This window comes from Pseudoalteromonas sp. UBA2102, from assembly GCF_002331165.1.
In the GTDB taxonomy this organism is placed as follows: Bacteria; Pseudomonadota; Gammaproteobacteria; order Enterobacterales; family Alteromonadaceae; genus Pseudoalteromonas; species Pseudoalteromonas atlantica.
The window spans coordinates 100,324-118,762 of record NZ_DCYU01000060.1; the positions used below are offsets into that span (position 1 = coordinate 100,324).

An 18,439-nucleotide genomic window follows, 5' to 3' on the forward strand; every position below is an offset into this window, starting at 1 on the left:
AAAGATATAAAACGTAGTAAAGTTAGCTGAACTCACCATTTTGGGAATATAGAGGAATCAAGATGTCAGAAATCGTAAAAGTAATTGGTCGCGAAATTATGGACTCGCGTGGTAACCCTACTGTTGAAGCTGATGTATATTTAGCTGATGGTTCTTGGGGCCGCGCTGCCGCTCCTTCAGGTGCATCAACAGGTACTCGCGAAGCACTAGAGCTACGTGATGGTGACAAAGCCCGTTACTTAGGTAAAGGCGTATTAAACGCAGTTGGTTTTATTAACAACGAAATTGCGGATGCGCTAAAAGGCCAAAATGCATTAGAACAAAGTGCTGTAGATAAAGTAATGCTAGATTTAGATGGCACCGAAAATAAAGAAAAACTAGGTGCAAATGCTATTTTAGCGGTATCACTAGCAACTGCAAAAGCCGCTGCACAATTTAAAAAAGTTGAGCTTTACGAGCACATCGCAGACTTAAACGGTACACCAGGTGTTTACTCAATGCCGTTACCTATGATGAACATCATCAACGGTGGTGAACACGCAGATAACTCTGTAGATATTCAAGAATTTATGATCCAACCAGTTGGCGCTGAAAACTTCCGCGAAGGCCTACGTATGGGCGCTGAAGTATTCCACAGCCTTGCTAAAGTATTAAAAGCAGACGGCCACTCTACAGCAGTAGGTGATGAAGGTGGTTTTGCACCAAACCTTGCATCTAACGAAGCGGCACTTGCAGCTATTAAAACAGCTGTAGCAAACGCAGGTTACGAGCTAGGTAAAGATATTACACTGGCTATGGACTGTGCAGCCTCTGAGTTTTACGACAAAGAAGCAAACATTTACGATCTGAAAGGTGAAGGCAAAAAGTTCACTTCAGAAGAGTTTAACTACTTCTTAAAAGATCTAACTGAGCAATACCCAATTGTGTCTATTGAAGATGGCTTAGATGAGTCAGATTGGGATGGCTTTGCACACCAAACTAAATTAATGGGCGATAAAATCCAATTAGTAGGCGATGATTTATTCGTAACTAACACAAAGATTTTAAAACGCGGTATTGATAACGGTATTGCTAACTCAATCCTAATTAAATTTAACCAAATTGGTTCACTAACTGAAACGTTAGCAGCAATCAAAATGGCTAAAGATGCAGGCTTTACAGTTGTTATTTCGCACCGTTCTGGCGAAACAGAAGATGCAACTATTGCTGATTTAGCGGTAGGTACTGCTGCTGGTCAAATTAAAACAGGTTCATTGAGCCGTTCTGACCGTGTTGCTAAGTACAACCAACTTCTTCGTATTGAAGAAGCGCTAGGTTCTAAAGCACCTTACAAAGGTCTTAAAGAAGTTAAAGGTCAGTAATTCTATTTTATATAGAATCTTATTTTTAATTTTAGATAATAAAATCCTCGCTAATGCGGGGATTTTTTATGCCTGATAATTTTTCAAAGAGATGAGAATGCTTTGTAGGCGTTAAGCTCGCTGACACGCGCACGCAGTGCGAAAAGAGGGTACAAGAAAAGCGAAAAGTCTTTATTTAAACCTCAAATTATTTTATTAAAAAAGGTGAAATATCTTGTAGGAGTTAAGCTCGCTGACACGCGCAAGTAGTGCGAAACAGGATTTGCTTAACTCATAATATTTTCTGCACAGCTCAGAGCTGAAACTGCTGCTTTAAAATAGCCCCTGTAAAACTGGTTTTTAAATAAAAACCACGCGGTAAGGTTTTTATTGTTTGCCCATTTGGGCCAATAGCATCGGTAACCACTTTGCTATTAGCGGCTTTTGGCCTAATTTGAATGGCATCCCCTAAATGGCCTGATATTTCATCAACTCGCCCAAGCGCTATTAACTCCATTTGCTCTTCCCAATCACGTTGTAGCAATGCATCTTGCTCAAGCGTAGGCTGCCATAAAAAACCACTGCCTATGGTTCTATCAAAAGGCGCAATATCGCGCTCACTCAATATAGGCAGCCATAAAACATGATTGAGCTTTTTACGCACAGCGCTTGTATGCCACGTCATGCCGGTTACGTTTATAAGGGGGGTAACCGACACAAAAGTGGTTTCTAAGGGTTTTCCTTTATACGAAATAGGCAGTGTTTTTAATTCAATGCCTAAATCTTCAAAGTCGGGGAGGGGTTTTGAGCCTGCAGTAGCGCCTAACACGTATTCAATAAGTTGCCCGGTCCAGCCTTTTTCGCGTAATAGGTCGTCAGGGGTTTTAAAGCTGTATTGAGAGGCTAATTGCCCTAATGTTAAACCGGCAATAGCGTTTACGCGTTGCATTAAGTCATTAATTGAATGGGGTTTTGTTGGTCGCATTCTACTCATTTACCTTGAATAATTAACAGCGCCATGATAGCAAAACCCCCGTAAGGTGGATATCTTTGCTTTTGGTTGTTTTTTATACGCACTGTGTTTGGCGTAATTTTGCTCACCCCAAAAAGTCACAGTTTAACTGTAAGTGACTGACTAGCTTTAATATTTTCAATTAACTCATTCAGCTTTAATTAAGTTAGCAAATTCTATATGGGATAAATACAACTATATAAACATGTTTATCCACAGAATCTGTGGAGAAAGCGAGTTTTTAGATCTGCTATTGTGGACTTGTTTGCAAAATAGCCTTGTTTATCAAAAGTTATACACAAGCTGTGAGTAAATAGCACTAAACATAATAATCAAGGCATAGCTTAGCTTTTTTTGCTAAAAGTTGCGTCAATTAGGGGTTATTTTATCCTTGTAATTACTCAGTGCCCATTTAAGGTTAAGTCGTTATGCACAGCGTAAATAGTAAACGTGCGATTAGGGCGTGATGACTTTGGGGATAATAGTGTTTGCCGAATTGCAGCTAATGTGGAACAATCATTAAAAATCGACTTACAAATGAGGCACTAAGGTGATTGATGCCGAAGGTTTTCGTGCCAATGTCGGAATTGTAATTTGCAATAATCAGGGGCAGGTTTTTTGGGCTAGACGTTACGGTCAACATTCTTGGCAATTTCCCCAAGGCGGTGTTGATGACGGAGAAACACCCGAACAAACCATGTACCGTGAATTACACGAAGAAGTAGGTTTGCGACCAGAAGATGTAGAAATAGTCGCAAGCTCAAAACATTGGTTACGCTATAAATTACCCAAGCGATTAATTCGCCGCGACTCTAGTCCGGTGTGTATTGGGCAAAAACAAAAATGGTTTTTATTAAAACTGCGTTGCAAAGATGAAGATGTAAACTTGCTTAAAACACATCATCCCGAGTTTGATGATTGGCGCTGGGTGAGTTATTGGTACCCAGTAAGGCAAGTGGTATCGTTTAAACGCGATGTATACAGACGGGTAATGAAAGAGTTTGCACCGTTTGCAATGCCTTTTAATAAAAGAGAACATCATAAAGAACAGTGGCGACACAAAAGGTAGTAGCATAATTATAAAATAAGGAGCAGGTAATGCTGGCAACACTTAGAACTATTGCTGAGTCTGTTTCGCAACAAGCGAATTTAGACAGTGCCTTAGTGTGCTTTGTGAAAATGGTTAAAGAGGCCATGAAAACCCAGTGCTGCTCTATTTATTTTGCCGACTACAGCCAAGATAACTTTGTACTTATGGCAACCGAAGGCCTTAACCCCGATGCCGTAGGTAAGTTTAGAATTGGTTTTACCGAAGGGCTTGTAGGTTTAGTGGCCCAGCGTGAAGAGCCCATTAATATAGCTTTTGCAAAATCTCATCCGCGTTTTAAGCTCTCCCCCGAAGTAAACGAAGAAGGTTACAATGCTTTTTTGTCTGTACCTGTGGTGCATCAAAAAAAGGTATTGGGCGTTATTGTTGTACAACAAAAAATGGCGCGGGTTTTTAGCCAAGACGAAGAGTCGTTTTTAATTACCCTTTCAGCGCAGCTAGCCTCGCAACTTGCGCATGCTGAAATAAAAGAGCTTTTACGCCAAGACGAATCATCACACCAAACCTCAGTGCTCAAAGGGGTGTCGAGTGCGCCAGGTATTGGGATTGGCCAAGCCTTTGTGGTACTGCCCAAGCTTGATTTTAAATCTATAGAGCTAAAAAAAGATCCCGATAGCGCCGAGCAACGCCGTTTGTTTACACAAGCCGTTGCTGCCACCCGCAAAGAATTTAATACCCTGTCTATGACCTTGAGTGACTCAATCCCGCGAGAAGCACTCGCGGTATTTGATGTATACCAACAATTACTTGATGCCAAAAGTTTAGGCCACAATGTTGAGGTACAGTTACAAGAGGGCTGGTGTGCAAAAAGCGCCTTAAAAATTGTTATTGAGCGGCTTATTTCGCAGTTTAATGCCATGCAAGACCCCTACATTAAAGAGCGCGCAGTTGATGTAAAAGACATAGGTTTAAGGGTATTACACCACCTTGTAAACACAGAACACGCAGTAAAAGATTACCCACCCAATACCATATTAATTGCGAATACCTTAACGCCCGCCATGCTTGCTGAAGTACCCAACGGGCATTTAGCCGGTGTAGTGAGTGTGAATGGCTCAGCCAATAGCCATGCCTCTATATTAACCCGAGCGATGGGAATACCGGCTATTTGGGGTATTGAAGATTTACCCTTATTGCAATTTGATGCTAAACCAATGATTTTAGATGCCTTTGCAGGGCGTTTATATATTTCTCCTTCGCAAGTGTTACTCGATGAATACGCACAGCTAAAGCACCAAGATAAACTACTCAATAACCGCTTTTTAGCAGAGCAAAGTGCACAGTCGGTTACCTTAGATGGTGAGCAAATAAATTTAATGCTAAATGCAGGGCTTGAGCTTAATACTGAGCAAAGCAGTGCGCATATTTGCGATGGGGTAGGGCTTTATCGTACCGAAGCATGGTTTATGCAAAAGGGGCAATTTCCATCGCAAGCTGAACAAGAAAACTGGTATAGGGAGGTGCTAAAAAGTTACCACCCAGCGCCAGTGGTTATGCGAACCCTAGATATTGGTGGCGATAAAGTTTTAGATTACTTTAATATCACCGAAGAAAATCCCTTTTTAGGGTGGCGCGGCATACGCATAAGCCTTGACCACCCAGAGCTGTTTTTAGATCAGCTCAAAGCTATGTTAAAAGCAAACATGGGCTTAGGTAATTTAAAAATAATGCTGCCTATGATCAGCGGTACAGAAGAGGTAGACGAAGCGCTCGCGTTATTTGAACAAGCTTATTTTGAACTGGCAGAAAAACACCCAGAGCAAAACTTGGAGCGCCCAGAAGTGGGCATTATGCTTGAAGTACCCTCAAGTATATTTATGCTCGACGAGTGGGCTAAAAAAGTAGATTTTTGTTCAGTAGGCAGTAACGATTTAACGCAATACTTACTTGCTGTCGATAGAGCAAATGCGCGTGTGGCTCAGTTATTTAACCCATATCACCCCGGTGTGTTAAGGGTATTAAATAAAGTAGCGAATGAATGTAATAAACACCGTTTACCCTTTAGTTTATGTGGCGAGCTAGGCGGCGAGCCAGAGGGCGCTATTTTACTCATTGCCATGGGCTATAGGCATTTAAGTATGAACATGTCGTCGTTAACTAAAGTAAAGTGGATTTTAAGGCGTTTAAATATTAACGATATGCAGCAATTACTCGCAGAGTGCTTAGTGCAATCGAACGCTAAACAGGTACTGCGCTTAACGCGCAATTTTATGATTGAACACCAATTAGGCGATCTGTTTTATACCGCCAAATAATGCAGCGCTTAAAGATGCTATTAACTTTATAATCCTTTAATATAGGCGCACGAAAAGGTATTTGAGAACACTATGTATGACTTAGCTTTACTCGTGGCCAGTTGTGCGCTACTTGGCTGTGTAGTTGGCTTTTTAGCTGGGCTATTAGGGATAGGCGGCGGTTTAATTATTGTGCCTGTTTTAAGTAGCTTATTACTGATGTTTGACGTTACTTCACCTGATCACGTATTAGTTATTTCTATTGCAACATCGCTTGCCTCTATTTTATTCACTTCTACTTCTTCAGTCTTGGCTCATCATAAAAATGATAATGTGCCGTGGCAAATTGCACCGTGGGTTATGTCGGGTGTAGGCTTAGGCGCGTTAATAAGTGGCTTTGCCGCAAGTTTAATACCCGAACAAGCATTACGCAGCGTGTTTGCAATAAGTGTTGTGTTTATTGCAGGCAGAATGGTGTTGGCATCACGTAGTAAATCGCTTAAAGAAAAACCGCTACCAAAAGGGGTTATTTTAGGGAGCATTTCTGCCCTTATGGGCGCGCTTTCTGGTTTAATAGGTATTGGTGGCGGCGCACTTATTGCCCCTATGCTTAATTACTTTTCAGTTGATATGAAAAAAGCGATAGGCTGTGCATCAGCGAGCGGCATTGTTATCGCGCTATTTGGCTCTATTGGTTATATAAGCGCAGGCTGGCAGGTAACCGATTTAGCCCATGGGTTCGCAGGGTTTGTATACTTACCTGCATTATTTGGTATTGTAATAACATCGTGGTTTGTGGCGCCCTTAGGGGCTAAAGCAACTCATTATTTACCTGTTAATATAATAAAGAAAATTTTCGCGGTGTTGCTTGTGCTCATCGCACTTAAAATGGTTTTTAGCTAAAGGTTTATTTATGGCACTTGAGTTTCCTCAAATCGATCCAATAATTTTTTCTGTTGGACCGCTAAGCGTACGTTGGTACGGTTTAATGTATTTAATTGGTTTTGCGTTTGCGATGTGGTTTGCTAATCGTCAAGCCGAAGAACCAAACTCTGGTTGGACTAAAGAGCAAGTTAGCGACTTGCTTTTTTACGGCATGCTAGGGGTTATTTTAGGCGGCAGAATTGGCTATGTATTGTTTTATCAGTTTAGTTACTTTTTAGAAAATCCATTATATTTATTTAGAATTGACCAAGGCGGTATGTCTTTCCACGGCGGAACATTAGGGGTTATTACCGCTATTATACTATTTGCAAAAACCCGCAAAAAATCACTATTCGCAGTGGGAGATTTTGTGGTGCCGCTGGTTCCGGTTGGCTTATTAGCAGGGCGTATTGGTAACTTTATAAATGGCGAATTATGGGGCCGCGTAAGCGATGTGCCATGGGCAATGGTATTTCCAACGGGTGGGCCGCTTGCGCGTCACCCATCGCAGTTATACGAAGCCTTTTTTGAAGGGCTAGTCCTGTTTTTAATTTTATTATGGTTTATTAAAAAGCCTCGCCCTGCAGGCAGTGTAGCCGGTGTGTTTTTATTAGGGTACGGCGTATTTAGATTTTGTATTGAATATTTCCGCCAACCAGATGCGCAGCTTGGCCTATTTGCCGATTTTATCTCAATGGGTCAAATACTCTCGTTACCTATGATAATTGGTGGCCTAGGGCTATTAATTTGGGCGTACAAAAAACCGCAACCTGTAACCGCAGCAAAGGCATAGTAAGAACAGATCATGAAACAATATTTAAAATTATGTCAGCGCATTGTTGACGAAGGTGTATGGGTAGAAAACAAACGCACAGGCACGCGCTGCTTAACCGTTATTAATGCCGACTTAGAATACGATGTAGGTAATAATAAATTCCCTATGATCACCACTCGTAAAAGTTACTACAAAGCCGCTATAGCAGAGCTTTTAGGTTACTTACGAGGGTACGATAGTGCAGCGCAATTTCGCGATATAGGCTGTAAAACTTGGGATGCAAACGCAAACGATAATAACGCATGGCTAAATAACCCTAACCGCAAAGGCGAGGACGACATGGGCCGCGTTTATGGCGTGCAAGGGCGTAATTGGCAGCGCCCAGATGGCTCAACGCTCGATCAGCTTGCTAAAGTAATAAATAACTTAAAAAACGGGATTGATGACAGAGGTGAAATAATTACCTTTTATAATCCTGGTGAGTTTGAGCTTGGTTGCTTGCGCCCATGTATGCACACGCATACGTTTTCGCTGCTTGGCGACACGCTGTATTTAACATCGTATCAGCGCAGTTGCGATGTGCCTCTAGGGCTTAATTTTAATCAAATTCAGTGCTTTGTATTACTGGCATTGGTAGCGCAAATTACCGGCCATAAAGCAGGTAAGGCGTATCATAAAATTGCTAACGCGCATATTTACGAAAACCAGTTACCGTTAATGCGCGATGTACAGCTAACACGTGAGCCGTTTGACTCACCGCAATTAAATATTAACCCAAACATAAAATCACTAGAAGATATAGAAACATGGGTAACACGAGACGATTTTGAAGTAGTAGGCTATCAATGCCACGAACCAATCCAATATCCGTTTTCAGTATAATAAGATTAAGGAGAACAAGATGAAAGCAGTGATCCCCGTAGCAGGCCTTGGAACGCGTATGTTACCTGCCACAAAAGCTATTCCTAAAGAGATGCTCCCAGTGGTAGACCGCCCGCTTATTCAATATGTAGTAAATGAAGCGGTAGCAGCAGGTGTTAAAGAGATTGTACTTGTAACACACTCAAGTAAAAACTCTATCGAAAACCATTTTGATACCAGCTTTGAGCTAGAAGCCACGCTTGAAAAACGCGTAAAGCGGCAATTACTTGCCGAAGTACAGGCAATTTGCCCTAAAGATGTGACCATTATTCACGTACGCCAAGGCGAAGCCAAAGGCTTAGGCCACGCAATTAACTGTGCAGCGCCAATTATTGGCAACGAACCCTTTGTGGTTATTTTGCCAGATGTAATTGTTGATGACGTAGAGAGCGACCTTAAAAAAGACAACCTAGCAGAGATGATCGCCCGTTTTGAAGAAACTAAGCACAGCCAAATTATGGTTGAGCCAGTACCAATGGACGAAGTAGACAAATTTGGTGTTGTTGATTTAGGTGACGTAGAGCTTCACCAAGGTGAAAGCTCGCCAATTATTAACATGGTAGAAAAACCGCCAGTAGATGAAGCACCTTCAAACCTATCGGTAGTAGGGCGTTATGTATTAAGCGAAAACATCTGGCCACTGCTTGCTAAAACGCCGCAAGGGGCTGGCAACGAAATTCAACTTACAGATGCAATTGCCATGCTAATGCAGCAAGAAAAAGTAGACGCGTACGCAATGAAAGGCCGCAGCCACGATTGCGGTAGCAAAATAGGCTACTTAAAAGCAACGATAGAGTTTGCTTTGCGCCGCGACGAGTTTGCAGATGATTTAAAAACATTTATTAAATCGTTAATTTAGGTTTTATTAAATTACCCACCAAGGCGCCTGTTTAGGCGCCTTTTTTAGTGCTCAATTATTAATACCAAAATAGGTATGGGTTTACTTAATTTTAACCACGCCAGTAATAAAGATGGTCTACGCTTAATTATGTTCTGAATTTGACTTGCGTTATATAGCAACATAACGTAATTTATATTGTAAAGTTTATGTTAATTGGCATCAAAGTTGTATTAAAAGCCAAACTCACGGAAGGGTCATGTTAATTTTATCTATGCAGGTAAATTAGCGTGCGGGAGCAAAAATCGCTCATTGTTTAAATTGCTAAGTTAAACGCTTTCTTGTGAGAATGTTTAACTGAAATGTAAGTGCACAGGCACTGCTTTCAGGATAACGGGTACATGCTTAAATTAAAAAAATACTATAAACACTTTTTTGTATGCCTTTTTACGCTTACGTTTGGCACGGCGTGCTCTATTACGCCTACCGCTAAACCTGCTGTTGATAATGAAATACCTAACACCACGCCCGATTACGTATCGATAACTGCACTAGAGCTTGCGCAATTAAAAGATGCAGCAATGCAATGGCAGCAAGCACGCGCCGGTATAGAGCGTATTTTAAAGCTTGAAAAAGAAATTACTTACCTGGTTAATCATATAGATATAATAAACTCTAAAGCTATTGCACAATCTAATGCAAGCCCTGCCTACAGTAGCCGTTACACTCGCACGCCTTCACGTACAACCAGTAATAAGCCACGTCGTCAGCAAACTTACAAAGCTGCTAACAATAACCAAAAGCAAACTATAAAGCTTAATACCCCTAAACATGTATTTGCATTACAAGTTGCCTCGGTTGATTCTAAGCAGGATGTAGCCAAAGCTTGGCAAGAACTAAATACCAAAGCAGCGCCACTATTTAGAGATAAAATATTAACCAACGTAGAAACCGCAAAAATAAATAATAAAACCTTTTATCGCTTAAAGCTTGGCTCCTATAAAAACCTTAAAAATGCCAAAGCCGACTGTGAAGTATTTAAAATGTATAAGCTCGACTGCATTGTAAGTAACTACACCGATAAGCCAATTAAACTTTAATAGTGATACTAACCCGCAATAATAAATAATTATTTTACGGGGCTAATCGTGTTGCGTTCTGCGTTAATAAATCTCGTTTAGAGCAACTAAATAGCGAATTTTTTTGCCTAGCTATCAATACGTTTTACTATCCTCATAATAGATTACTTAATTAAGCTAATTGGTATAAAAGCGCAATAGGTCCTAGCACGCGTGACTTGCTAAGCATTGTTTGGCTGTTAAAATAGCGCTCACTCTTACCCAAATTAACAACATACTTATGCTGCACTACAAGGATTTTTTAGCCACATTAGTTTTAGGCTTTGCATTAGCAAACAGTGCTCACGCACTCGCAACGGCCCAAAAGCAGGCGGTGCTCATTAAAAAAGATGATTTAGCCGTACTAAAAGAGTCAGCGCAGCAGTGGCAACAAACCAAGCCTCAACTAGAAAGACTGTTAAAGCTAGAAAGTGAATTACAGCGCACAGTAGATAAATTAAAACAACTTAACGCGCAGCCAAAACCACAGCAAACTAACCACTTAGCTGTTGTAAATACAAATGCGCTGTTTGCTGTGCAAGTGGGGGCATATAAAAATAAAGCGGTACTTGAAGCGGCTATAAAGCAATTTCAATCGGCCTCAAATAAGCTTGAAGTAAATACCGAGCAAGTACTGATTGACCAGCACACCTTTTATAGATTAAAGCTTGGTGCGTTTAAAACAAAAGAAGCAGCAAAGGATGCATGTAAGTCATTAATAAAAATTAATAACTGCTTTGTCACTTACTATGTCAAAACGCCTCAAAGTTAATTAACCTGAACTCTGGTTAAGAGCCTTACTAGCATATTGAACTATCTTGATACTTAAATTTATTATCTCTGGCTAGAGATAGGTTTATTATCCAGAGTTTAGGTTAATTAGGCATAATAATTGCTTTATCCTCGGTATGTTTTGAAGAGGACGGCAACTATGCGCCTTTTACTGCCTTTAGTATTGTTAAATTTAACTGCTTGCAACTTGGTTCCGCCCCCAGAGCTGAGTGTGCCTACTGACGCGCCAAAAGCAGCAATGGCCCCCTATACCGTTAACGAGTATGTAGCAAATCTAGCCTCGCAGCTTAACCATGTAAATGGTGCTTTAAATGCCAATGCGCGCATTGGTGTGAGTAGCTTTTTTTATGCGGATGCTTTAGATACTAAGCTAGTAGCAGGGCAGGCCTCGGGTTTGAGCTTACAAATTCAAGAAAGCTTATTAACGCAATTTACCCAGCTTGGCTATCATACCGTTGAGTACCGCCTTGGCAATAACCTTATATTAGCGCAAAACGCAGACAGCATATTAAGCCGCGACTTAAGTAAATTACGCAATCGCCAAAATATTGACTTAGTCATCACCGGCACTGTAACGCGCCAACAGCATGCTTACATAGTTAATGCACGACTCGTTAATATTGAAAACAAGCAAGTACTGTCGGCAGGCAGCACAGAAATCCCTATAAATGTAATGTGGGGAAACGAAAAAATTCAGCAGCGTGACGGCTCTTTGTACCGCAGCGAATATTAATCTGGAGCACACCATGAGAAACCTATTAATTACCCTATGTTTGCCATTAGGCTTTGGCTGTTCGCAAATGTTAAATTCGCTACATTCAGAGCCGGAGCAGGTTGAGCAAGACAATGCAGCCCAGCTTGTTTCAGAGCAGCGTGCGGTAAAAGCACCTGCACCAAATGAAGCGTTATTTCAGTCTAATTTAAACAAGCAAAGTAACTACACCAAAAGTGCCCCTGCAAAACGCAAAAATATAAACCATTATGTGCGTGGGATAATGCAAGACATGGTCGAAAACCTGCAATACGTAAACGACAAAACGCCACTTGCCGTTTCTAGCTTTGTGTTTTTAGATGATGACTACAGCGATGGAAGCCTGTTAGGTAACCAAATAGCCGAAAGCTTTATGCACGAGCTGCATAGTTTTGGAGTACCGGTTATCGATTTTAAAACCACTGATTATATGCGAGTAACCCCCGCAGGCGACTTTGTATTTAGCCGCGACTACCTAGAGCTAAACCAAGATCAAAACTTTAATTACGTATTAGCAGGAACACTTGTGAGCCACCAAGGTGGCGTACTGGTAAATGCACGAATAGTGGGCATTAAAAGTAAAGCGGTAGTGGGCAGTGCGCAAGGGTTTATCCCTCAATCAGTGGTTGATGCGCTAAACAGTAGCTATCGCACCGACGGAATTATGCTTAAACAAGCCAGCGAGTGAGGTTGACCATGTTTTACAAACTATCTGCTATAGCGGGGCTAATGGCAACGTTAGTATTAACTGGCTGTTCAATAACGCAAAATAATGAGCATAACGAAAGCATAAACACGCGCTCAGATTACACCGTGGTAACGCAAAGTAGCCAATCAAAGCCTATGTATGCCAACCAATCTGTGCAGCAGCAAAGTGAGTACGACACAGTAAGGCAGTTTACACCGCTAAAACACCACAAAACGCTGGCAAACTATGTAGAGCAAATGGCGCTGGATTTAGTCGATACGCTTGAAGCCGAAGCGCCCGATAACAACAGCATCAACATAGCGGTTACCACCATTGTAGATTTAGACGCATCGCTTAATAAAAGTAATCAGTTGGGTAATCAATTAGCAGAGACGTTTATTCATCAGCTGCAAAAATTTGGCTACGGCGTGGTAGATTTTAAAACCATGGACAACATTGATGTATCAAATAGAGGCGATTTTGTGTTATCTCGCGATATAGAAAAGCTAAGCGAAAGCAGCATGGCTAACTATGTATTAGCAGGTACGTTAATTTACCGCCCAAATGGCGTAGCAGTAAATACCCGCGTTATAAATGTCCATAGTAAACATATTGTAGCAAGCAGCCGAAAACTCATACCACTGTACGTGTTAAACAAAGAAGATATATATTTATCAAGCAATTAAGTTAATTTTAGCTTGATATGAAAAACAAGATGCCGTTATAATTTTTGTAAGCTGTAAGCTGTAAGCTGTAAGCTGTAAGCTGTAAGCTGTAAGCTCGATGCGGCCTCTTAGTTAAATGGATATAACGGCCCCCTCCTAAGGGGCAGTTGCAGGTTCGATTCCTGCAGGGGCTACCAACCAAAAACCTAATTCAATATTAGTAACTCTTTTGTGCCTGCGTAGGTCGGATAAGCGAAGCGCCATCCGACACAGTAAAATACCTTACCAATTATTATCAATATTTTATTGCTGACGAGTGGCTGAGGAGTGCCATGAGCAGACGGTTGCCACCTTAGGCCTTGTTATATTTACGTTTAAACAGCACTGTTTTTTAAAAGTAAATGTGACAAAAATAGTGGTAGTAGACTATTAATTAATCGAGCATTGCTTTTGCTAGATTTATCGAGCATAACCCAGCCATCAGTTCCCATAACTTCGATTGATTCAATGTTGATATTTTCAACTCCAGGTTTTTCTGAACACCAATCACCTGCTACGCGAAAGATCCCAAAGTCTGTTTTTAAACGACTAATGTTGAATAACTGCATCAAACCTCTTTCTAAATATTACGCTTCGCTAAGTGGCAATAAATTTGTTGGCTAAAAAATTACTGAGGAGCATGGTCGATTTCAACACCTTGTTATATGTCGTTTACACCAGACATTTCAGCCATAAATTCTCCAAGTTTTATTTGAAGCTCTTCGTTAGCTTCAATTGAGTAATCATATGCAGGGATGTAATCAATGAGATTTTCATTAACAGCTTTATCAATTTCTTCATTAGCTTCTTTAGCTTTTTGAATACTAATGATTAGCTCTTTGTTCATAAGTGTTTTATAAACGTTAATCGCAAATTCTTGTTTATCTTTGAAGTCCTTAAATACATTGGGGTTCGGTCTATCCATCTCAGATGGTTCATCTTCAACTTTGTGTTTTGCATACTCTAATTGTTGATAATAGCGTGATGCCTGTATTACTAATGACAAGGAATGGCTTAGCTCTAACAAAACGTTTTTGTTAATTTCCCAAATACGATCTTTTCTTTGTTTTTGTATTGAGCTGTAGTGAATAGCAGTTGCTACTGCTGTAGCTAAAGCAATAAATATATTTGTTGCAACAGCAACATCAAGATTGACGTTAGTGACAAGAAGGGAAACAAATAATATAAAGGCAATAAAAAAACCAGCAATAGAGCCAATAAGAAACTGAAAGTTAAACACTAATGCTCCAAAGGTATATAACAACTTTATCAGAGGACACTTTCCTTTTTAGCGCGAAAACGTCCATATTTAATGAGCTTAGATTAATAACAAATTGTATGTGTTATTACCAGCTATAAATATTATGCTTTCTGTAGCTTATATGAACATCTAAATAAGAGGAAAGTTTGCTTTTATTAGTACTAAGTTGATGACGAATCACCTGAACGATCAATTATAGCTCAAAGCCGCCCTTAAAAAACCAAAGATGCCAATAACTACTGAGTTGAAGTGTTAGTAAAACAGTAATTCTTATAACTACGTATAAAAAAGCGAGTAAATATAAATCTACTCGCTTTAAAATTTTGACAGCTTACAGCTTACAGCTTACAGCTTACAGCTCAACCATCACTCGTAATCGTATCAATCAGCTCACCAAGCACCGCTTCGGCTTTGCTGGTTTCTACTTGGCAGGTACCGGCGTTTAAGTGGCCGCCACCGCCGTATTTAAGGCATAACTCGCCCACATTGGTGTTTGAGCTGCGGTTGGTGATTGATTTGCCTATGGCAAATACTACGTTTTGTTTTTTAAGGCCCCACATTTTGTGAATTGATATATTGCAGTCGGGGTACATGGCGTAAATTACAAAACGGTTGGTGGCGTAAATAGTTTCTTCTTGAGTTAAATCTAGCACCACAAGGTTTTTATGCACGGTTGCGCATTGTGCTATTTGCTCTTTGGCCTTTTCGTTATGCTCGTTATAAAGCGCAACACGTTCGGCTACGTCTTCCATTTTTAAAATATCTTCAATGCTTTGATCTTTACAGGCATCAATTAGCTTCATCATTAATTGGTAGTTTGAAATTTTAAACTCGCGGAAGCGGCCAAGGCCTGTGCGTGCATCCATGATAAAGTTCATTAATACCCAGTCTGTTGGGTTGAGTATTTCGTCTTTTGAGAACTGCGCTGCATCGCCTTTATCTACCGCTTCCATCATGTCTGTGCTGATGTTTGGAAATTTTTCTGCGCCGCCATAATAATCATAAACAACGCGTGCAGCAGAAGGGGCTTTAGGGTCAATTACGTGGTTTTTAATATCGCTTGCGTTACGTACGGTTTCGCTTAAGTGATGGTCAAATGCAATATGACAGCCAGCAACGTAGGGTAGGTTAGTTGTAATGTCGTTTGCAGTTATGTCTATTTTGCCATCTTGCATGTCTTTCGGGTGTACAAATAAAATGTCATCAATTAGGTCTAAGTCTTTGAGCAGTACGGCACATACCAAGCCGTCAAAATCGCTGCGGGTGACTAGTCTAAATTTATTATTGGGCATAGCTTTTCCATCTTGTTGTGATTGAGTTATCAAATAAGTGTAACAGCTAAAATAATTTTTGAGAGGTTATAGCAATCGAATTAAAAATTTAGTCATTCAAACGTGCTAAATAAAGCGTAAACGGCGTTATAAATTTTTAAGTAGAACATATGCCTATCGAAAATTATGCCTTTGTATGTACTCTGTTTATCTGTTGCTATCAATACCTCATAATTTAATACAATGGGTATTAGCGTTAAAAAAGCGCATAAAAAAGCCAAAACGACTGTTTTGGCTTTTTGTTAGCAAGTATGTATTTGTTTTATTACTGTATAAAAGTTAAGCGCCTGGTCCGCATTCCATACAGCTGTTAATAATATCTGGGCCAAATTTAAGTCTGGCATTTAAATCGCGTAGGGCCGTGCGTAGACCTTCTTCAATTACTGGGTGGTAAAATGGCATATCCAGCATTTCTGGTACGGTCATTTTGTTTTGTACAGCCCATGCTAATAAATGAGCAAGGTGTTCGGCTTGTGGGCCAATAAATTCTGCACCTAAAAATAAGCCTGTGCCTTGCTCTGCGTAAACGCGCATGTGGCCTTTATTTTTAAGCATTACTCGGCTGCGGCCTTGGTTTTCAAAGCTCACTTCGCCTACTTCAAAGCAACCACATTCACCTAGGCGGTCTGTAATTTGTTTGAAGCTTTCGCCAACCATTGCTATTTGTGGGTCACTAAACACTGCGGCAATTTTAGCGCGGCGAAGGCCAATGCGTACATCGGGGAAGCGCCCAGCATTTTGTCCGGCAATGGTGCCTTGATCAGATGCTTCGTGTAGCAGGGGGATCATATTGCTGGCATCGCCCGCTATAAATATATTTGAGTTACCACATTGCATAGTGTGCGGGTCGGCGTGTGGCACACCGCGCTCATCAAGCTCTATGCCGGTATTCTCTAAACCTAGCTTGTCTACATTGGGTACTCGGCCTGTGGCTGCAAGTACGTAGTCAAATTGCTCGGTGTGTTTAGCACCGTCTTTATCGGTGTAAGTAAGCTGGGCTTTATCGCCAACTTGCATCATGTCAGATACGTTTGAGTCGGTATCTACAAAAAATTCTTCAGCAAAAACAGTGTTTGCATAGTCTTTAATTACTGGGTCGGTAAGTGGGCCAATTGCGCCGCCAACACCAAATAATTTTACGTTTACGCCTAAGCGGCTAAGTGCTTGGCCAATTTCTAGGCCTATTACGCCTGGGCCAAATACAGCCACTGACTCTGGTAGGTCGTCCCAGTCAAATACATCGTCGTTTATAATAAGTTTGTCGCCAAAGTTATTAAACACGCCAGGGTATGATGGGCGCGAACCCGTGGCAATAACAAAACGTTTAGCAGTAATAATGATGTCATCGTCAATTTGTACGCGGTTGGCGTCTAAAAACTTGGCGTAGCCACGAATTTTATCTTCATCAGGAATGTCGTCTACGGCTTCTACTACGAATCCTGCAAAGCGGTCTCGTTCGCTTTTAACACGTGCCATAACTGCTTTGCCGTCTATTCTTGGCTTTGAGCTATGTACACCAAATGCAGGTGCCATTTCAATTGAATGCGCGGCTTCGGCTGCGGCAATAAGTAATTTACTTGGCATACAACCAACGCGTGCACAGGTAGTACCGTACGGGCCTGATTCAATCATTAAAACGTTAGGGGTGAATTGTTTTGCGTTACGGTATGCGCTTAAGCCTGCAGTACCTGCACCTATAACAACAACATCGGTTTGTAATTCTTTCATAGTGGTATCCTTTATTATTTTCAATCTGAGCGATGAGATTGATATAGAGGGGCGTGTACGCCCCTGCTATCTTTTTACTTAATTAAGCAAAGTATTTTTCTAAATCGTCTGAGCCGCCAATGTGTTGTCCACCAATAAATATTTGTGGAACAGTGTCACGGCCAGTGATTGCTTTAAGGCTTGTTAATGTAGCGCCTGCACCCATAACAACTTCTTCAAATGCGTAGCCTTTTTCTGTTAGTAGCTCTTTTGCTTTTTTACAGAAAGGGCAACCAGGTTTAGTAAATACGGTTACTGGCTCTGGCTTAGTTTGTTTTGGGTTGATGTAGTCAAGCATTGTGTCTGCATCAGAAACTTCAAACGGGTCGCCTGGTAAATCTGGTTCGATGAACATTTTGTCGATAACGCCATCTTTAACTAGCATAGAGTATCTCCAGCTGCGCTTACCAAAGCCTAAATCGTTTTTATCTACTAACATGCCCATGCCGTCAGTAAATTCGCCGTTGCCATCAGGTAATAATGTGATGTTTTGCGCTTCTTGATGCTCTGCCCATGCGTTCATTACAAATGTATCGTTTACTGATACACATACAATTTCATCAACGCCATTTTGCTTAAGTACACCGGCTAACTCGTTGTAGCGTGGTAAGTGAGTTGATGAACAGGTTGGCGTAAATGCGCCCGGTAGTGAAAACACAACAACGGTTCTGCCTGTAAAAATTTCGTCTGTGGTTACTGATTTCCATTCGTCGTTTTGACGTGTTGCAAATGTAACGCTTGGGATTGTTTGACCTTCAATATTCTTTAACATAGTTTGTTCCTCTTGATTTGTTGGAGCCATTATGGCGAGAATTTAAATATAGTTCCAATCGTTTGTTTGTATTAAACTAATAGGTGTAGCCTATCAGGTGGAG

Annotated in this window: 18 protein-coding genes and 1 tRNA gene; 13 read left to right on the top strand and 6 right to left on the bottom strand. The window is 40.9% G+C overall.

All coding sequences use genetic code 11. From position 1 onward, the window contains the following. The first annotated feature begins 62 nt into the window (after positions 1-62). A complete protein-coding gene (gene eno / locus B2R65_RS07995; protein ID WP_024033074.1) occupies positions 63-1,361 on the top strand; it encodes a phosphopyruvate hydratase in 1,299 nt (432 codons plus the stop codon). A 292-nt stretch (positions 1,362-1,653) separates the two neighbouring features. Here eno and mutH read toward each other — a convergent pair whose 3' ends face one another. After that, the gene (gene mutH, locus B2R65_RS08000; protein WP_286741829.1) at positions 1,654-2,325 is read right to left on the bottom strand and encodes a DNA mismatch repair endonuclease MutH; all 672 of its coding nucleotides are present in this window, start codon (positions 2,323-2,325) and stop codon (positions 1,654-1,656) included. Positions 2,326-2,902: 577 nt separating this feature from the next. On the opposite strand from mutH, the gene rppH reads away from it, so the two are divergent. The 12 genes from rppH to B2R65_RS08060 all read left to right on the top strand — a co-directional run bounded on the left by rppH (position 2,903) and on the right by B2R65_RS08060 (position 13,363). Beyond that, on the top strand, positions 2,903-3,421 hold the full coding sequence (rppH, locus tag B2R65_RS08005; protein WP_004586239.1) for an RNA pyrophosphohydrolase: 519 nt from the start codon (positions 2,903-2,905) through the stop codon (positions 3,419-3,421). Between the two features lie 29 nt (positions 3,422-3,450). After that, positions 3,451-5,715 (top strand): phosphoenolpyruvate--protein phosphotransferase, encoded by a 2,265-nt coding sequence (gene ptsP / locus B2R65_RS08010; RefSeq protein WP_004586240.1) that lies wholly within the window; start codon positions 3,451-3,453, stop codon positions 5,713-5,715. A gap of 72 nt (positions 5,716-5,787) precedes the next feature. Beyond that, complete coding sequence (locus B2R65_RS08015; RefSeq protein WP_096041290.1) at positions 5,788-6,597, top strand: sulfite exporter TauE/SafE family protein; 810 nt, start codon at positions 5,788-5,790, stop codon at positions 6,595-6,597. 10 nt (positions 6,598-6,607) lie between these two features. Next, the gene (gene lgt / locus B2R65_RS08020) at positions 6,608-7,411 is read left to right on the top strand and encodes a prolipoprotein diacylglyceryl transferase (protein ID WP_286741830.1); all 804 of its coding nucleotides are present in this window, start codon (positions 6,608-6,610) and stop codon (positions 7,409-7,411) included. Positions 7,412-7,423: 12 nt separating this feature from the next. After that, positions 7,424-8,275, top strand: a complete 852-nt coding sequence (locus B2R65_RS08025) for a thymidylate synthase (RefSeq protein ID WP_004586243.1) — start codon at positions 7,424-7,426, stop codon at positions 8,273-8,275. Positions 8,276-8,294: 19 nt separating this feature from the next. After that, positions 8,295-9,173: a UTP--glucose-1-phosphate uridylyltransferase GalU gene (gene galU, locus B2R65_RS08030; RefSeq protein WP_004586244.1), complete on the top strand. Its 879-nt coding sequence runs from the start codon at positions 8,295-8,297 to the stop codon at positions 9,171-9,173. Positions 9,174-9,553: 380 nt separating this feature from the next. Continuing rightward, on the top strand, positions 9,554-10,252 hold the full coding sequence (locus tag B2R65_RS08035; RefSeq protein ID WP_273606092.1) for an SPOR domain-containing protein: 699 nt from the start codon (positions 9,554-9,556) through the stop codon (positions 10,250-10,252). A 211-nt stretch (positions 10,253-10,463) separates the two neighbouring features. Further along, entirely contained in the window at positions 10,464-11,042 is a 579-nt protein-coding gene (locus tag B2R65_RS08040) for an SPOR domain-containing protein (RefSeq protein ID WP_286741831.1), read from the top strand. 159 nt (positions 11,043-11,201) lie between these two features. Next, positions 11,202-11,795, top strand: coding sequence for a FlgO family outer membrane protein (locus B2R65_RS08045; RefSeq protein ID WP_286741832.1), 594 nt, complete (start codon positions 11,202-11,204; stop codon positions 11,793-11,795). 13 nt (positions 11,796-11,808) lie between these two features. Then, positions 11,809-12,501: a FlgO family outer membrane protein gene (locus B2R65_RS08050; protein WP_004586248.1), complete on the top strand. Its 693-nt coding sequence runs from the start codon at positions 11,809-11,811 to the stop codon at positions 12,499-12,501. Between the two features lie 8 nt (positions 12,502-12,509). Beyond that, entirely contained in the window at positions 12,510-13,187 is a 678-nt protein-coding gene (locus B2R65_RS08055; protein ID WP_286741833.1) for a FlgO family outer membrane protein, read from the top strand. A 101-nt stretch (positions 13,188-13,288) separates the two neighbouring features. Next, a tRNA-Arg gene (locus B2R65_RS08060) sits at positions 13,289-13,363 on the top strand. A gap of 177 nt (positions 13,364-13,540) precedes the next feature. Here the strand turns inward: B2R65_RS08060 and B2R65_RS08065 are convergent. The 5 genes from B2R65_RS08065 to B2R65_RS08085 form a co-directional block, all read right to left on the bottom strand. Further along, the gene (locus tag B2R65_RS08065) at positions 13,541-13,774 is read right to left on the bottom strand and encodes a hypothetical protein (protein ID WP_154945532.1); all 234 of its coding nucleotides are present in this window, start codon (positions 13,772-13,774) and stop codon (positions 13,541-13,543) included. A gap of 92 nt (positions 13,775-13,866) precedes the next feature. Further along, positions 13,867-14,445, bottom strand: coding sequence for a sulfite exporter TauE/SafE family protein (locus B2R65_RS08070; protein ID WP_154945531.1), 579 nt, complete (start codon positions 14,443-14,445; stop codon positions 13,867-13,869). 380 nt (positions 14,446-14,825) lie between these two features. Beyond that, positions 14,826-15,758 (bottom strand): DHH family phosphoesterase, encoded by a 933-nt coding sequence (locus B2R65_RS08075; RefSeq protein ID WP_024033066.1) that lies wholly within the window; start codon positions 15,756-15,758, stop codon positions 14,826-14,828. Positions 15,759-16,076: 318 nt separating this feature from the next. Further along, positions 16,077-17,525: a dihydrolipoyl dehydrogenase gene (locus tag B2R65_RS08080; RefSeq protein WP_286741834.1), complete on the bottom strand. Its 1,449-nt coding sequence runs from the start codon at positions 17,523-17,525 to the stop codon at positions 16,077-16,079. 82 nt (positions 17,526-17,607) lie between these two features. Next, positions 17,608-18,336 (bottom strand): glutathione peroxidase, encoded by a 729-nt coding sequence (locus B2R65_RS08085; protein WP_024033064.1) that lies wholly within the window; start codon positions 18,334-18,336, stop codon positions 17,608-17,610. Positions 18,337-18,439: the final 103 nt, after the last annotated feature.

Bases quoted from the DNA above. Each gene is read 5' to 3' on its own strand.
- eno (WP_024033074.1), top strand. From the start codon at position 63: ATGTCAGAAATCGTAAAAGTAATTGGTCGCGAAATTATGGACTCGCGT.
- mutH (WP_286741829.1), bottom strand. From the start codon at position 2,325: ATGCGACCAACAAAACCCCATTCAATTAATGACTTAATGCAACGCGTA.
- ptsP (WP_004586240.1), top strand. From the start codon at position 3,451: ATGCTGGCAACACTTAGAACTATTGCTGAGTCTGTTTCGCAACAAGCG.
- B2R65_RS08015 (WP_096041290.1), top strand. From the start codon at position 5,788: ATGTATGACTTAGCTTTACTCGTGGCCAGTTGTGCGCTACTTGGCTGT.
- lgt (WP_286741830.1), top strand. From the start codon at position 6,608: ATGGCACTTGAGTTTCCTCAAATCGATCCAATAATTTTTTCTGTTGGA.
- B2R65_RS08025 (WP_004586243.1), top strand. From the start codon at position 7,424: ATGAAACAATATTTAAAATTATGTCAGCGCATTGTTGACGAAGGTGTA.
- galU (WP_004586244.1), top strand. From the start codon at position 8,295: ATGAAAGCAGTGATCCCCGTAGCAGGCCTTGGAACGCGTATGTTACCT.
- B2R65_RS08035 (WP_273606092.1), top strand. From the start codon at position 9,554: ATGCTTAAATTAAAAAAATACTATAAACACTTTTTTGTATGCCTTTTT.
- B2R65_RS08045 (WP_286741832.1), top strand. From the start codon at position 11,202: ATGCGCCTTTTACTGCCTTTAGTATTGTTAAATTTAACTGCTTGCAAC.
- B2R65_RS08050 (WP_004586248.1), top strand. From the start codon at position 11,809: ATGAGAAACCTATTAATTACCCTATGTTTGCCATTAGGCTTTGGCTGT.
- B2R65_RS08055 (WP_286741833.1), top strand. From the start codon at position 12,510: ATGTTTTACAAACTATCTGCTATAGCGGGGCTAATGGCAACGTTAGTA.
- B2R65_RS08065 (WP_154945532.1), bottom strand. From the start codon at position 13,774: ATGCAGTTATTCAACATTAGTCGTTTAAAAACAGACTTTGGGATCTTT.
- B2R65_RS08075 (WP_024033066.1), bottom strand. From the start codon at position 15,758: ATGCCCAATAATAAATTTAGACTAGTCACCCGCAGCGATTTTGACGGC.
- B2R65_RS08080 (WP_286741834.1), bottom strand. From the start codon at position 17,525: ATGAAAGAATTACAAACCGATGTTGTTGTTATAGGTGCAGGTACTGCA.
- B2R65_RS08085 (WP_024033064.1), bottom strand. From the start codon at position 18,336: ATGTTAAAGAATATTGAAGGTCAAACAATCCCAAGCGTTACATTTGCA.